8 protein-coding genes are annotated in these 14970 nt (G+C 57.0%); 4 read left to right on the forward strand and 4 right to left on the reverse strand.

Going from position 1 to position 14970, the window contains the following annotated elements:
* Positions 1–93: 93 nt before the first annotated feature.
* Together Mal52_RS15905 and lpdA are read left to right on the forward strand one after the other, a co-directional pair.
* A complete protein-coding gene (locus Mal52_RS15905) occupies positions 94–1428 on the forward strand; it encodes a 2-oxo acid dehydrogenase subunit E2 (protein WP_145377173.1) in 1335 nt (444 codons plus the stop codon).
* 113 nt (positions 1429–1541) lie between these two features.
* Entirely contained in the window at positions 1542–2951 is a 1410-nt protein-coding gene (gene lpdA / locus Mal52_RS15910; RefSeq protein ID WP_145377174.1) for a dihydrolipoyl dehydrogenase, read from the forward strand.
* Positions 2952–2971: 20 nt separating this feature from the next.
* Here the strand turns inward: lpdA and Mal52_RS15915 are convergent, their stop codons facing one another.
* The 3 genes from Mal52_RS15915 to Mal52_RS15925 are packed head-to-tail and all read right to left on the reverse strand — an operon-like array spanning position 2972 to position 8651.
* A complete protein-coding gene (locus tag Mal52_RS15915; protein WP_145377175.1) occupies positions 2972–4159 on the reverse strand; it encodes an ROK family transcriptional regulator in 1188 nt (395 codons plus the stop codon).
* Between the two features lie 44 nt (positions 4160–4203).
* Entirely contained in the window at positions 4204–5661 is a 1458-nt protein-coding gene (locus Mal52_RS15920; RefSeq protein WP_145377176.1) for a DUF1501 domain-containing protein, read from the reverse strand.
* 8 nt (positions 5662–5669) lie between these two features.
* Entirely contained in the window at positions 5670–8651 is a 2982-nt protein-coding gene (locus tag Mal52_RS15925; RefSeq protein WP_145377177.1) for a DUF1553 domain-containing protein, read from the reverse strand.
* 375 nt (positions 8652–9026) lie between these two features.
* On the opposite strand from Mal52_RS15925, the gene Mal52_RS15930 reads away from it, so the two are divergent.
* Both Mal52_RS15930 and Mal52_RS15935 read left to right on the forward strand, forming a co-directional pair.
* Complete coding sequence (locus Mal52_RS15930) at positions 9027–11936, forward strand: DUF1553 domain-containing protein (protein WP_145377178.1); 2910 nt, start codon at positions 9027–9029, stop codon at positions 11934–11936.
* Between the two features lie 9 nt (positions 11937–11945).
* On the forward strand, positions 11946–13379 hold the full coding sequence (locus tag Mal52_RS15935; protein WP_145377179.1) for a DUF1501 domain-containing protein: 1434 nt from the start codon (positions 11946–11948) through the stop codon (positions 13377–13379).
* A gap of 68 nt (positions 13380–13447) precedes the next feature.
* On the opposite strand, the gene Mal52_RS15940 is transcribed toward Mal52_RS15935, so the two are convergent.
* Positions 13448–14914 (reverse strand): DEAD/DEAH box helicase, encoded by a 1467-nt coding sequence (locus Mal52_RS15940; RefSeq protein WP_231962370.1) that lies wholly within the window; start codon positions 14912–14914, stop codon positions 13448–13450.
* Positions 14915–14970 lie beyond the last annotated feature (56 nt).

Consider the following 14970-nt stretch of genomic DNA (forward strand, 5'->3'; position numbering starts at 1 on the left):
TCGCCGATGACTTATGGTGGAACCAGCGGACCAGCGGACATCTGCCTGTACACGTAGATTCAACATACGACTAAATTTTAACGAAATAACACTATGTCGATTGAATTTCGTCTCCCCGAATTGGGAGAAAATATTGCCGAAGCTGAGGTTGCCGAATTGCTGGTCAAGGAAGGGGACCGAATCGAAGCCGAACAGTCGGTCATGGAATTGGAAACCGAAAAAGCGGTCCTTGAGTTACCTTGTCCACACGCTGGCGTAGTGAAAAAAATTCACTTTAGCGAAGGGGACAGCGTCTCCGTGGGCTCGGTGATTCTAACGATCGACGAAGAGGCCGCAGCGCCCTCCGGTGATGAATCCGAGACGAAACAGGACGAAACTGCCGCCGCCGAGAAAGAACAAGCTGAGCCTGAACCGGCTGCCGCCAAAACCGAATCGGCACCGGCCCCAAAAGAAGCAGCCCCCGTCGCGGCCGCCTCTCACACACCAACGGTTCAGCCGGCGATGGAGGCAACCGCGCCCGATCACCGTCCACCGCCTCCAGCAGGCCCCGCCACCCGCCGTTTTGCTCGAAAACTGGGCGTCGATCTGCACGAAATCAACGGTACCGGACCGGGCGGACGTATCGTCCAGGAGGATGTTGAAGGCTACGTGAAATCGCGTCTGCAAAACTCCGCTGCGACCGGTGGTTTGCGAACCGCCCCTCCCCTGCCCGACTTTTCACAATTTGGTCCGATCGAACGCAAACGGTTGAGCAAACTCAATCGTACCGCAGCCGACCAACTCAGCACGTCGTGGCAGGTGATTCCGCATGTGACGCAACATGATTTGGCCAACATCACGGAATTGGAGAAAGTCCGCAAACAGTTTATGTCGACCAGCGGCAAGAATGGCCCGAAAATCACGATGACGGCCATCGCTCTCAAAGCTTGCGTGCAAATCCTCACCGAAATGCCGCACGTCAATAGCAGCCTGGATATGGAATCGGGGGAATTGATCCTCAAGCAGTACTATCACATCGGCGTTGCGGTCGACACCGATCACGGCTTGGTCGTCCCTGTGATTCAAAATGCGGACCGCAAGTCGATCATGGAAATTGCGGACGAACTCGCCCAACTCGCTGAAAAAGCGCGGGAGCGCAAGTTGGTCTTGGCCGAAATGCAAGGGGCCACCTTTACCATCACCAACTTGGGAAGCATCGGGGGCACGGCGTTTACTCCGATCGTGAATTACCCGGAGGTGGCGATTTTGGGATTATCGCGCGCTCAACCCCAACCGGCGCTCGTCGATGGCAAATTAGAAGAACGGATGATGATGCCAATGTCGTTGTCCTACGACCACCGCGTGATTAACGGAGCCGACGCGGCAAAGTTTGTCGTGCGTCTCTCGGCCTTACTCGCGCAGCCCTTCGGCCTGTTGGCAAACGTCTAAACGCCAATCGCTTGGAGCGGACTGTTATCAGCACCTTCCTTTGAACGAGCGCACCGGGCGGGTTTTGAGACTTTTCTTGAGCACAACTGTAACGACCACAAGAGAAATACGATATGTCTGATACGGAACTCGTCGTTTTGGGCGGCGGCCCCGGCGGTTACCCCGCTGCATTTGCGGCGGCCGATGCCGGAATGAAAGTCACCTTGGTTGACGAAGGCGTCAAACCGGGCGGAGTCTGCCTCAATCGTGGCTGCATCCCCTCCAAAGCCCTGTTGCACGTGGCACGGCTAATCAACGAATCAAAGGAGTCGGCCGACTGGGGTGTGACGTTTCAACCTCCGGAGATCGATATCGACAAAATCCGCGATTGGAAAAATCGCGTCGTTGGCCAACTCACCGGCGGCATCGAAGGACTTTGCAAAGCGCGGGGCGTCGAACTCGTTCGCGCGCGGGGAACGTTCCTCGACTCCAATACGTTGGAACTCAAAACCGAAGAAGGCGAGACGAGCAAGCTCACCTTCGACAAGGCGATTATCTCCACCGGGTCTTCCCCGGTCATTCCCGGTCCCTTGCGGATTGATGACCCCCGCATCATGGATTCCACCGGCGCCTTGGCGCTGGAAGACATTCCCCAGCGACTGTTGGTCGTCGGCGGAGGATACATCGGCCTGGAAATGGGCACGGTTTACGCCGCCCTCGGTTCCAAAGTCACCGTTGTAGAAATGACCGACGGACTGTTGCCGGGTGCCGACCGCGATCTCGTGCGGCCATTGGCCAAGCGAATCGATTCTCAATTCCATTCCGTACTGCTCAACACCAAGGTCGAAAAGCTGGTCCCCGGCAAAGATGGCATTACCGTCGAACTATCGGGCGAAGTCGAAGAGAAATCGCAGCTTTTCGATCGCGTCTTAATCTCCGTCGGCCGTTCGCCCAATAGCCGCAATTTGGGCTTGGAAAACACCAAAGTCGAAATCACTGAGCGGGGCTTTCTTAAAGTCGACGACAAACGTCGCACGACCGACCCCAGCCTCATGGCCATCGGTGACGTCGCCGGCGACCCGATGTTGGCCCACAAGGCGACCTATGAGGCCAAAGTCGTCGTGGAGGCATTGGCCGGTGAACCAGCCGCTTACCATCCCTATGCGATTCCCGCGGTGGTCTTCACAGATCCCGAATTGGCCTGGTGCGGACTCACCGAAGCTGAAGCCAAAGCCGAGGGCCGCGAGGTGAACACCTTCCGCTTCCCCTGGGCCGCCTCCGGCCGTGCGCAAACCTTAGCCCGCACTGAAGGGATCACCAAGTTGATCTCCGACCCGGAAACCGATCGCATACTGGGCGTCGGAATTGTCGGCGTCGGTGCCGGCGAAATGATTGCCGAAGGTGTACTGGCCATCGAAATGGCCGCCAAGGTCCGGGATGTCGCTGAAACGATCCACGCCCATCCCACCATGTCCGAAACCATCATGGAAGCCGCCGAAGGCCTGATGGGAAATGCAACGCACGTGTTCCGCAAGAAAAAATAGCGGCGACACGACAACGTTTCTTAAAGCACATTGACCGAATGTGCGTGCGATTCCGAAACGCGCGCGTCGGTCAGGTGCTCAATGATTCCGGCGACCGCCCCTTCGCGCTTGCTACCGCGCGCCCGTTCAATCCGGCAATCCGCAAACGACGGCGCCAGCGCCATCGACGCCGTCCGCTGAATCAACCGTTCAAAAAACGCGTCGTCGATATCCAGCATGCGACTGTGCACAAACAGCGTTTGCGGGTTGAACAAATTGATCGTCGTGACCAGCGCGAAGGCCAGCGACCGCTCAACAGCCTCCCATTCGGCCGTGACATCCAGACCTCCGGTGCGGACTTGTTCGACGATTTGCTCGATACTCATTTCCCGGCCGACCCGTTGCGAAACCAGCCGCGCTAATGCTCGGTCACTTGCAATGGTCTCCAAACAGCCCCGCCGCCCGCAACCGCATTCCAGACCATCCTCCACCATTGGCAAATGACCAATCTCACCCGCCAGACCGCTTTTGCCCTTCAGCAAACGTCCGCCAATTAACACACCCAAACCGATCCCCGTACTGGCATCGAGCATCGCAAAGTCGTCTACCCCGCGGGCAAGACCGTAATGCCGTTCCGCCAGACAGAGCGCATCGGACTCCTGCAGCACGACGCATTCCAAGCCTAGACGTTCGGTCAAATCCTGCCCCAGACAACTGTCGTTGGTGATCGGCACATTGGGCGAAAGAATCGAACGCCCCTCGCGCGAATCAAACAGCCCCGGCATACTAATCCCGATGCCTAGCGTCTTCACTCCGCCAAATAATTGCATCGCCGATATTTTTTCGACAATATCCTCGACCAACTGCCCGTAGGTTCGCGGCGTCTTAAACTCCGCGTGCGTTCCCGAACCAACGCGGCCATCCAGACCGGTCGTCACAATACGGCAGGTGGGAGAATCAATCACCACACCCACGACCTGTGCCGTATCTTCGGCCAACCGCAGTCGTTTGGCGGGCCGGCCACGCATCGTTTCGCTGCTGTCAAACTCCTCCAACATCCCCGAGCGCAACAACGACGAAACCGCTTTTGACACCGTCGGCGCCGTCACACCCGCCAACCGCGCCACCTCCGCCCGCGAGCGCGGCCCATTGGCCTGCAAGACCCGTAACACCATCCGCTCATTCATCTGGCTGAGCAATTGCGGTTGGGATGACACAAAGCTTTTCATACGGTTCCTTCGGTCCCGGCTACCTCAAAACGGTTGTTACGATTTCAGGCAAAAACGTCGTGGATCACTTGGCCGCCCACATCGGTCAAAGTCTCGTCACGCCCCTGATGGAAGTAGGACAACATTTCATGGTCCAGCCCCATCGCATGCAAAATTGTCGCGTGCAAATCGTGCAAATGCACTTTGTTTTTCACCGCTTCAAAACCAAACTCATCGGTCTCGCCATAGGTCGTGCCCCCTTTGACACCCCCACCGGCCAGCCACATGCTGAATCCATAAGGATTGTGATTGCGGCCCGGAGCATCTTTGCCTTCGCTAAACGGCATGCGCCCAAATTCACCGCCCCAGACGACCAACGTCTCATCCAACAACCCTCGTTGTTTTAGATCGGTCAATAATGCCGCAATCGGTTGGTCAACCTCCGCACCGTGTCTGCCGTGATTCTTTTCAATGCTTTCGTGCGCATCCCACGTCTCTTCAAGATGGCCGCCCCCCGAATAAAGCTGAATAAACCGCACGCCCCGTTCGACCAGACGCCGGGCAATCAAACAGTTGCGGCCATATTCGTCGGTCGGTTTTTTGCCCACGCCATACATCTCAAGCGTCTGTTCGTTTTCCTGTGACAAATCAACCGCTTCGGGAGTCGCCGACTGCATGCGATAGGCGAGTTCGTAACTGCTGATGCGGGCCGATAACTCGCGCCCACCGGGCCGCGCATCAAGATGACGTTGATTGATCTTGGCCAACAAATCAAGCTGTTCTCGCTGCACGGCCGACGTAATGTGCCCGGGACCTTTCAGATCCAAGATCGGATCGCCTACCGGTCGAAACAGCGTCCCCGCATAAGTCGCTGGCATGAATCCGCTCGACCAATTCGGCTGCCCACCAATCGGCCCGCCCCGTTTGTCGAGAATCACCACATACCCCGGCAAGCTTTCGTTCTCCGAGCCGAGACCATACACGCTCCAACTCCCCAGCGACGGCCGACCGATCAATGTCTTGCCGGTGTTCATCGCCACCAGCGCGGAGCCGTGCGCGTGGCTGTCGGTATGGCAGGAATTGATCACGCACAGTTTATCGGCGTGTTCGCGGACCTTGGGGAAATAGTCCGAGACCAACAACCCGCTTTCCCCACCGGGGCGAAATTTTCTCCACGCGGGTGTCAAATATCCCATGCGCCGCCCGCCGGAGTTGATGAACTTTTTGTCAGCGGGCAATTGCTTGCCGGCGAACTTCTCCAATTCCGGCTTGTAGTCAAACGTGTCGACCTGCGATGGCGCCCCATTCATCATCAAAAAAATGCACGCCTTTGCCCGCGCCGGAAACTGCGGCTCCTTAACGGCTGTCGGATTGGCAGTCGCTTCGGCAGCACGCGCGCGGTTTGGGGAGAATCCATCACTGGACAACAAATTCGCCAGCGCCAAACCGGCGAACCCGCCCCCCATCTCCCACACGAATTCGCGACGGCTCTTGCCGCAAGGGAACATTTTTTGATTCGACATTTACAGCCTCAATCGACATAGAGGAATTCGTTGGAGTTCAACAGCACATGTGCCAGCGATGCGAGCGCCAGCGTTTCCGGGGGGAGCAACTTTTTCGCAGCCGGTATGGCCGAGGGAATTTTATACTCCGCCAGCATCGCACGTTCGACAGACAACCGTTCCGCGTCGGACAACGCCCGCGCATAAACACGGATTTCCGCAATCCCGCCGTTCCAGTATTCACCGTTAATGTTCCCCTGCTGGCCAATCACCCACGCGGTCGAGAGATTTCGCGGCGGTAAAGCACTATCGTGCGAGACGATTTCGCCGCCATTAAAAAAGACCGCCGACCGGTCCTCTCCATTGAGCGCGGTGAGCACGAACGGATTACGCTGATCGCCGATTTTCCCAGCAATGGAATACACATCACAAAAGCGTACGGTGTCCTGCCCCGTCAGTCCCAAAAACACCGACGTCCCCGCGTTGCCTGCGGCGCCGTTCCAATTGGAGATAATTTCCCGATGCCCGGTTTCCCCCTGATCATTGACCACCGCAAGGATTGTGAATTCTTGCCAGTCTAAGATCGCTCCGCTGAGCTTGAAAAATCTCCCCTGACCGTCAAACGCCACGACGGGGCGACCGACAAACCCTTCACTCTCCAAGCGGGGTTGTTGGTCCTTCTCAGTCGCCACCGCATGATGTTCGTGTCCCGACTGGTCCTTCCATTGCGAAACGCGTCCCTCCGCGTCGATGGTCATGCCGCTGTCGGCCTTTAAGTGCAACACCAATGATTCTCGTAAATCACCGGCCTGTGTCAGCTTCTTCTGCTTGGCCTGTTCTACCTCTTCACGTCGCAACTCTGCGAAACGTCGCGACTGATCTGCGAGATGCTGTACTGCCATTTTCATTTCTGCTTTCGACGGATCGCGTTCTAAAACGCGCGACCACAGCTGCTGCGCCTGTTCGCTGGGATCATTCGTCTCGGTTGCAATCGACCGCGCTAACGTTTCACTGCGATCATGAACAAACCGATTATTCATCAGCGCCAACGCCTGCGTCGGCACGGTCGTGACGTCGCGTTGTCCGCAGGATTGGGTCACATCACAAAAATCAAACGTCGTCATCATCGGCGGCAGCAGGCCACGTTTCGAGAACATGTACAAGCTGCGCCGCAGTTGTTCCTGTTGCGACGAGGCTTGCCAGGCGCTCGATTTCATCGATAAGCCTTCCAAGGCCTCACTGCTGACCGATGGCCGAAAACCAGGGCCGCCCAAACGCAGGTCCAACTCCCCAGTCGTCGCCAACATCGAATCCCGTAGCGCCTCCGCATCCAACCGCTGCCGCTCCGCGCGCCACCACAGGCGATTGCCGCTATCTCGAACTTCGTAGTCGGCATACTCGGGATGCAGCGACGATTGCTGCCAAGTTTGGGACGTGAGGATCAAGCGGTGCATGCGTTTGATCGTCCAACCGCCGCTTTGAAACTCCGCCGCCAACCAATCCAACAGTTGCGGATGCGTCGGCGGATCAGCCAAAAAGCCAAAGTTGTTGGGCGAACGGACAATTCCTTCTCCGAAGTGATGCAACCACAACCGATTGACCAGCACCCGAGCCGTCAACGGATGGTCGGGGTGCGTGATCCAACGCGCCAATTGCAATCGGCGACCGGTTGTTTTGGCATCAGCTGCGGGCGGATCAAAATCATATTCCAGCTCTTCAACCATCGACAACGATGCCGGCGTCACTTCCTCCAGCGGCTGCTCCCGTTCCCCTTTCAGCAGACGATGCAGCGGACGCGGCTTCGTTCCCAAATCGGTCCACCCCAGTACGTCGTTCACTTCCAATTCCTCGGGACTCGGCCCCCCCACCAACTTACGATCCCGTGCGGCAATCGGCCCGGCCCAGAACGCTGCGCCCATGCGGTAGTAGTCTAGCTGCGTGATCGGATCGAACTTGTGGGAATGGCAACGAGCACATTTCACCGTCATCCCCAGAAATGCCGAGGAGGTCGTATGGACCATGTCCTCCAACCGGTCATACTGATAATCGAGCGGCTCGTTCGGTTCATCGTTCCAAGTCCCCAAGCGAAGAAACCCCGTCGCAATCACCGACTGTTCGTTGCGATCAGGCAGTTCGTCCCCCGCCAATTGTTCGACGACAAACTGGTGATACGGCATATCGTGATTGAGCGCATCGACAACCCAGTCGCGATACTTCCACGCAAACGGCTTTTCCTGATCGCGCTCATAGCCACTCGTGTCGGCATAGCGAGCCAAATCCAACCAATACCGTGCCCAGCGTTCCCCGTAATGCGGCGAAGCCAGAAGTTCATCGACGGCCGCTTCCCATGCTGTCGATGAATCATCCGCTTCAAATTTTTCAATCTGCGCTTGCGTGGGCGGCAGACCGATCAGGTCGTAGTACAGTCGCCGCAATAGCGTTCGTTTGTCCGCTGGGGGAGCGGGCACCATATCCGCCTGTTCCAGTCGTGCCCGAACAAACGCATCGATGGGATTTGCCGGTTGCGGTTCTGTTTTTAACTGTGGCACATCCGGACGGCGGATCGGCTGTAGCGACCACCAGTCACGCCCCGCACGGACCTCGTTGGTCCGTTCAAACCAATCCAACGTCCGTCCTTTCGGCCAAGGCGCCTTAGCGGCAACCCAACGCTCAAGCAGTTGCACTTCCTCGGCCGGGAGTTTCTGTGGGATTCCCTTGATGGCCGGCGGCATTTCTCCTTCATGAACGCGCAGAAGCAGAAAGCTCTCCTCAGGCGATTCCCCATCGATCACCGCACCGTTGTCTCCCCCTTTGCGCAAGCCCGCTTCGCCCGTCAAAACCAAATTCCCGGAGGGATTGCTGCCTTGGTGGCATTCCACGCAGCGTTTGATCAACAGCGGAGCGATTTCAGCTTCAAAATCGGGAGCCTGATCCGCTGCATGCGTTGCGTTCGCCAACAGGACCAATAACAACCACGCCCAGGACGAGCAGCGAGAGAAGGAGGAAGCCATTTTTGATTAGCACCTTCGCGTTTGGAGATCGCCGGAATTTGATCGACTTACCAATCTACAACCCGCCGCCTATTATTTCAACGGTATTTACAAAATGGCGTTATCTATTCTGGTTCCTCACCTGAAATCTGTGAGTGATGCGCAAATCCATTCCACCGAAACAGTACGATCTCTTGTCGCAAGATGATGGATCGGGGTATCCTAAGTAATCGCTGCTCAACACCTTCAGGCAGTAATTGCCGATGTGTCGCCCTTGAGTTTTTGCCTTATTCCTCTGTCTGGTTCTCCCAACAGAGCAGTACGCACAGGATCAGCTGGTCGACGCATTTAGATGCCCAACAAGAACGACTCGCCCATTGGGCTGGAGACGATTGCATGACTCGATTGTCATTTTGGATACATGCTGTATTGGCTGCACCACTTGTGTTGGTGGGCTTTTCGCCGTTATTGCTCGCGGCGGATGATCCCGGCGACGCCAACGCCCAGAAGGTATTTTTCCAGCAGAAGGTTGCACCGATTCTCGTCGGTCGCTGCCTGGAATGTCACGGTTCGGAACACAAGGGCGAACTGGACCTTCGCAGCAAAGCGACCGCGCTGAAAGGGGGCGAGAGCGGATCAGTCATCGAACCGGGAGACGTCGATTCGAGCCTGCTTTACGACTATGTCGTCAACGAAGAAATGCCGCCTAAGAAACCTCTCTCCGACGACGAAATGGCGGCGCTCAAACAGTGGATCGAAAGCGGCGCCTATTTTCCCTCTGAACCTCTGAATCAGTTCGCCACGTCGACCGACACGCGAGCGGGGTACGACTGGTGGTCGTTACGACCGCTGGCAGAGGTCTCGCCACCCACGCCGGATGGAATTCCCGCCGCCTGGAATGAAAACCCGATCGACCGTTTTGTCTTCGCCAAACTGGTCGAAAAGCAACTGCAACCCTCAGCCCCCGCGCAGCGACGCCAACTGCTGCGCCGCATCACCTACGACCTGATCGGCTTGCCCCCCACGCCGGAAGAGGTCGACGATTTTGTCAACGACGATTCCCCTGATGCTTACGAACGGGTCGTTGATCGCTTACTGGCATCGCCACATTACGGCGAACAATGGGGCCGGCATTGGTTGGACGTGATTCGCTTTGGGGAAAGCCGAGGTTTCGAGCGTAACGAGATCATCAACAACGCTTGGCCGTTTCGCGATTATGTCATACGCTCGTTCAACGAAGACAAACCGTTTGACCAAATGGTCCTGGAACATCTCGCCGGCGATGTGATCGGCGAGGGTGATCCCGATGTGGAGATCGCCACCACATTTCTGGTCAGCGGCCCGTACGACGATGTCGGCAATCAAGATGCGGCGCAGGCGGCCCAAATCCGTGCGAACACAATCGACGAAATCATCCGCGCTACCAGCGAAGCATTCCTAGGCCTGACCGTCGGCTGCTCACGCTGCCACAATCACAAATTCGATCCGGTCACGCAAGACGACTACTACAGCCTATACGCGACCTTCGCCGGTGTGCATCACGGCGTGCGGGTTATCGCCACAGCGGAGCAAAAACAACAACACGCCGCTGCCTTGCAACCGCTCCAAGAAACTCAAAAACAACTGGAAAAACAACGGGGCGAACTCGAAAACGAGATCAACAAACGGGGCGAAGAAAAAGCCGCCGACTTTGAATCCGCTTGGACACGGGAAGCAGTCCGGCGAACCGGCGCCGAGGAAACCTTCCCGCCGGTCCCCGCCAAATTCATCCGACTGACCGTCGAGGGTGTCGATAACAATCCTCAGGCCCGTACCGGTTACAGAATCGAAGAATTCGAAGCCTGGACCGCCGGACCGCAGAGCCAAAATGTCGCCGCCGCCAAAAACGGCGGCAAAGCGACCGGACGTAGCCGCACGGCAAAAGACTTCGATGCGTATAACGCCATGCAAACCATCGATGGTCGATTCGGTGCTCGGTGGATCGCCACCGGACCGGAATTGACAATCGAATTTGCCGAGCCGCAAACGATCGAGCGCGTTTTGTTTTCCAGCGATCGCGCCGGTCAAGCCGGCAGCCAGACGATAGCAACGTTCGTTTGCGAATATCGTCTCAGTGTCTCTCTTGATGGTGAAACATGGACCGAAGTCGCCTCGACGGCCGATCGCAAACCGGTGAGCGCAGCCCACCGCCGTAAGCGGTTGATGGATGCCGTCATCACGGCAGCGGAGAAGAAACAGCTCGCCGACTTGGGTCGCCAACTGGCTGAAGTCCGCCAACAACAATCAAAAATTGCGCCGCTGCCCGCTTGGTGGGCGGGTACATTCTCAGCGGCCAATGGGCCGTTTCACGTCTTTTTGGGAGGCAGTCCTCAGCGTCCCGGACGCACGGTCGTTCCGGCAAGTCTGTCGACCTTGAGCAAAGTCGCCCGGGAATATCAACTTTCCAACAAATCCCCGGAAGGCGAGCGGCGTCTGTCTCTGGCCAAATGGCTCATCGCCGATGACAATCCTCTACCCGCCCGTGTGTTGGCCAACCGTCTGTGGCATTACCATTTCGGGACCGGCATCGTCGCCACGCCCAGCGACTTTGGCTTCATGGGTGTCCCGCCCACTCATCCGCAGTTGTTGGATTGGTTAGCGAGACAATTGCAGGAAAACGGCTGGCAGCTCAAGCCGCTGCATAAACAGATTGTGATGTCGCAAGCGTACCGGCAGTCGTCGACCTATCGTGAGGATTTTGCCAAAGTCGATGCCGATAGCCGTTACCTGTGGCGATTTCCACCACGACGATTGACGGCTGAGGAAATCCGCGACGCGATGTTAATGGCCGGCGGAAAACTGGATCGTCGCGCGGGGGGACCGGGATTTCGCCTGTACCGTTATTTGCAGGACAATGTCGCCACCTATGTCCCGCTGGATGATTTTGGACCGGAGACATACCGCCGTAGCGTCTATCACCAAAATGCCCGTGCTTCACGGATCGACTTGATGACCGATTTCGATAGCCCCGACTGCGCGTTCGCGACGCCACGCCGCTCATCAACCACTTCACCGCTGCAAGCGCTGACGTTGATGAACCACAAATTCACACTCGACATGGCCGCCGCACTGGCGGACCGTATCGGGAGCGAACTACCCGATTCGCCCTCACCCGCTGCACAGGTCGGACGTGCGTTTGAACTCTGTTTCTGCCGTGCACCGACCGACGACGAGACAAACGCTTGCTCGGCACTTGTGAAACAACATGGTTTGCCGGCGCTGTGCCGTGTCCTGTTGAACTCAAACGAGTTCATTTATTTGAATTGAGGAACCCGTATGTTTTCTCCCTCGTTATTCGATCGCCGCGGCTTCCTCGGTAATGTCTATACGGCGCTGGCCGGGATCGGCCTGGGACATCTGTCCGGGCGCGATCTGTTCGCCAGCGATGCCGCTTGGGCGCCGGGCCAAGGCAAAACGCATTTTCCCCCCAAAGCCCGCCGCGTCCTGCAGATTTTCTGCCCGGGGGCTGCGTCTCACATGGATCTGTGGGAGCACAAACCAGCACTAGATAAAATGCATGGCCAACCGCTGCCCGGCGAAGAAAACCTGGTCAGTTTCCAGGGCAAAAACGGAGCACTGATGAAAAGCCCTTGGGCTTTCGCTCCCGCCGGCGAAAGCGGAAAGATGTTCACCAGCCTGCTGCCGCACATGAGCCAGCATGTCGACGACATCGCCTTCGTCCATTCGATGACGTCTAAAACCAACACGCACGGCCCCGGTTGTGTGTTCATGAACACCGGCCATACCACGGAAGGCTTCCCCAGCACCGGTGCTTGGATGAGTTATGCGCTGGGCAGCGCGAATGATAATCTCCCGACTTATGTCGCCATCCCTGACATTCGTGGCGAACCGCCCAATGGCAAGGCCAATTGGAGCAACGGCTTCCTTCCCGCCCGACACCAAGCGATCATGATGAGCTCGCAACAGCCGATTCGCAATCTGCAGCGTCCGAGTACTATTTCGGCTGATGAAGAGAGCGCATCGCGCAAACTGTTGGAACAACTGAATCAACGGCATGCCGAGGCCAACCCCGGCCAATCAGAACTGCTCGCGCGGATTTCGGCCTATGAACTGGCGGCACGCATGCAACTGTCTGCCCCGGAAGTTTCGGACTTAGCGTCCGAGTCAGCCGCCGTGCATAAAATGTACGGGACTGGCGATACCAACAAGCTGAAAGCGGGCTATGCTCGCAATTGCTTGTTAACCCGGCGATTACTGGAACGAGGAGTGCGGTACGTTAACCTCTACTGCGCATCCCGCGCCTCGGGCGTCGATGGGTTACTCAATTGGGATGCGCACAAAACACTCAAGCCCGACTACGAGCGGCATGGCCCGGTGTTCGATCAACCGACGGCGGCTCTGCTGAGCGACTTGAAAAAGTCCGGTCTACTGGAGGATACCTTGGTGCTGTGGACGACGGAATTCGGCCGCATGCCCACACATCAAGCCGGTACGACGGGACGCGACCACAATCCCGATGGATTCACCTGTTGGATGATGGGGGCCGGCGTGAAAGGGGGCATCAGCTACGGCGCAACTGACGAATTTGGCCGCCGCGCCGCTGAAAACATCACCACAGTTTGGGACTTTTACGCCACGGTGCTGCACTTGCTGGGCTACGACCACACCAAATTAACGTGGTACCACAACGGCCTCGACCGGCGCCTGACCGATGTTCACGGACACGTGATCGACCCGTTGTTGGCGTAACCGACAGACAATAAAAAAAGTGCCACTGGCGCTTGGTTCGCCAGTGGCACTTGATCATTCATTCATTCTTAGGCCGTATGCGCGGGGCGTTGACCCGCTTTTTTCGGCTTGCGACCGGGTCGCCGTTTCGGCTTCGATGCACTGGGACCGCCCGCGGCTTCAACCTTGCGGTATTTGCCCGCCCCTTTGCCACCAGAGCTTTTCGCACCGGAACTTTTGGCTCCAGAACCTTTTGCACCTGGCCCTTTGGGACCGGAGTTTTTCGCCCCCGAACGCTTGGAAGCAGACCGTTTGAACTTCGAACGTTTTGAACCGGCATCCCGGCGACGATGCGATGAACCGCCCGATTTGAATTCAGCAGGTTCGGGTAAAGATAGCTCGGGATCAATCGGTACTTTTTGCCCGATTAGACGCTCGATCGATCGCAATTCACGACGTTCGTCCCCACAGCAAAACGACAGGGCGATCCCTTCGGCACCGGCGCGTCCCGTGCGTCCAATCCGATGCACGTAGTTTTCCGGCTCGATCGGCAGATCGAAGTTGACGACATGCGTGATGTTATCAATGTCGATACCACGAGCAGCGACGTCGGTCGCCACAAGCACTTTCACTTGTTTGCGGCGAAACGCCTCTAACGCCCGTTGCCGTGCGTTTTGCGATTTGTCGCCATGAATGGCTGTCGCAGCTATGCCATCTTTGAGTAATTGCTTTTCCAGTAAGTTGGCGGTCCGCTTGGTCTTGGTGAACACCAAGGCGCGATCGACACCTTCACTGGTAAGAATTGACTTAAGCAGCGTCTTTTTCTCAGCCCGGTCGACATACAACAACCGTTGTTCAATGCGTTCCACGCTCGTCGTTTCGGGCGTTACGTTGACGCTGACCGGCTTGTGCAGCAGGCTTTGCGACAACTTAATGATGCTCGGCGGCAAGGTGGCGGAAAAGAACAGCGATTGCCGTTTCTCGGGCAAATGGCTGATGATCCGTTTTAGGTCCGGCAAAAAACCCATGTCGAGCATGCGATCCGCTTCGTCCAAAACGAACATTTCCAACTGATCCAGTTTGATGTGCCCTTGGTTCATCAAGTCGAGCAAACGTCCCGGTGTCGCCACCAAGATGTGGGCTCCCCGATTCATCGCCCGGACCTGCTTGCCTTGATTCACACCACCGTAGACCAATGCTTGCCGCAGTTTTAAATGCCGCCCATAGACCGCAAAACTGGCGCCAATCTGGATCGCCAACTCCCGCGTCGGGGCCAAGGCCAATACCAACGGGCGTTTGGGAGTCGACTTGCGATTTCCTTGTCCGAGTTGGTTGAGAATCGGCACGGCGAAAGCCGCTGTTTTTCCAGTCCCAGTTTGAGCGCACCCCAACACATCCCGTCCCTGCATTGTGGCGGGAATGGTTTGCGCCTGGATCGGCGTGGGGGTTTCGTATTTCTCGTCAGCCAATGCACGTTGCACGGGCGCAATCAAATCAATTTCCTGAAACGTCTTCAAAAGGTTTTCCTCAATCTGTGTTACTTTTTCGCCCGGCATCTACGAAGCGGATTCTTGCTATCGTCTCTACCTATTCCGGCGATGCAGTCTGGCTG

Source organism: Symmachiella dynata, assembly GCF_007747995.1.
Classification (GTDB): domain Bacteria; phylum Planctomycetota; class Planctomycetia; order Planctomycetales; family Planctomycetaceae; genus Symmachiella; species Symmachiella dynata.

Bases quoted from the DNA above. Each gene is read 5' to 3' on its own strand.
- Mal52_RS15925 (WP_145377177.1), bottom strand. From the start codon at position 8,651: ATGGCTTCCTCCTTCTCTCGCTGCTCGTCCTGGGCGTGGTTGTTATTG.
- Mal52_RS15915 (WP_145377175.1), bottom strand. From the start codon at position 4,159: ATGAAAAGCTTTGTGTCATCCCAACCGCAATTGCTCAGCCAGATGAAT.
- Mal52_RS15940 (WP_231962370.1), bottom strand. From the start codon at position 14,914: ATGCCGGGCGAAAAAGTAACACAGATTGAGGAAAACCTTTTGAAGACG.
- Mal52_RS15920 (WP_145377176.1), bottom strand. From the start codon at position 5,661: ATGTCGAATCAAAAAATGTTCCCTTGCGGCAAGAGCCGTCGCGAATTC.
- Mal52_RS15930 (WP_145377178.1), top strand. From the start codon at position 9,027: ATGACTCGATTGTCATTTTGGATACATGCTGTATTGGCTGCACCACTT.
- lpdA (WP_145377174.1), top strand. From the start codon at position 1,542: ATGTCTGATACGGAACTCGTCGTTTTGGGCGGCGGCCCCGGCGGTTAC.
- Mal52_RS15935 (WP_145377179.1), top strand. From the start codon at position 11,946: ATGTTTTCTCCCTCGTTATTCGATCGCCGCGGCTTCCTCGGTAATGTC.
- Mal52_RS15905 (WP_145377173.1), top strand. From the start codon at position 94: ATGTCGATTGAATTTCGTCTCCCCGAATTGGGAGAAAATATTGCCGAA.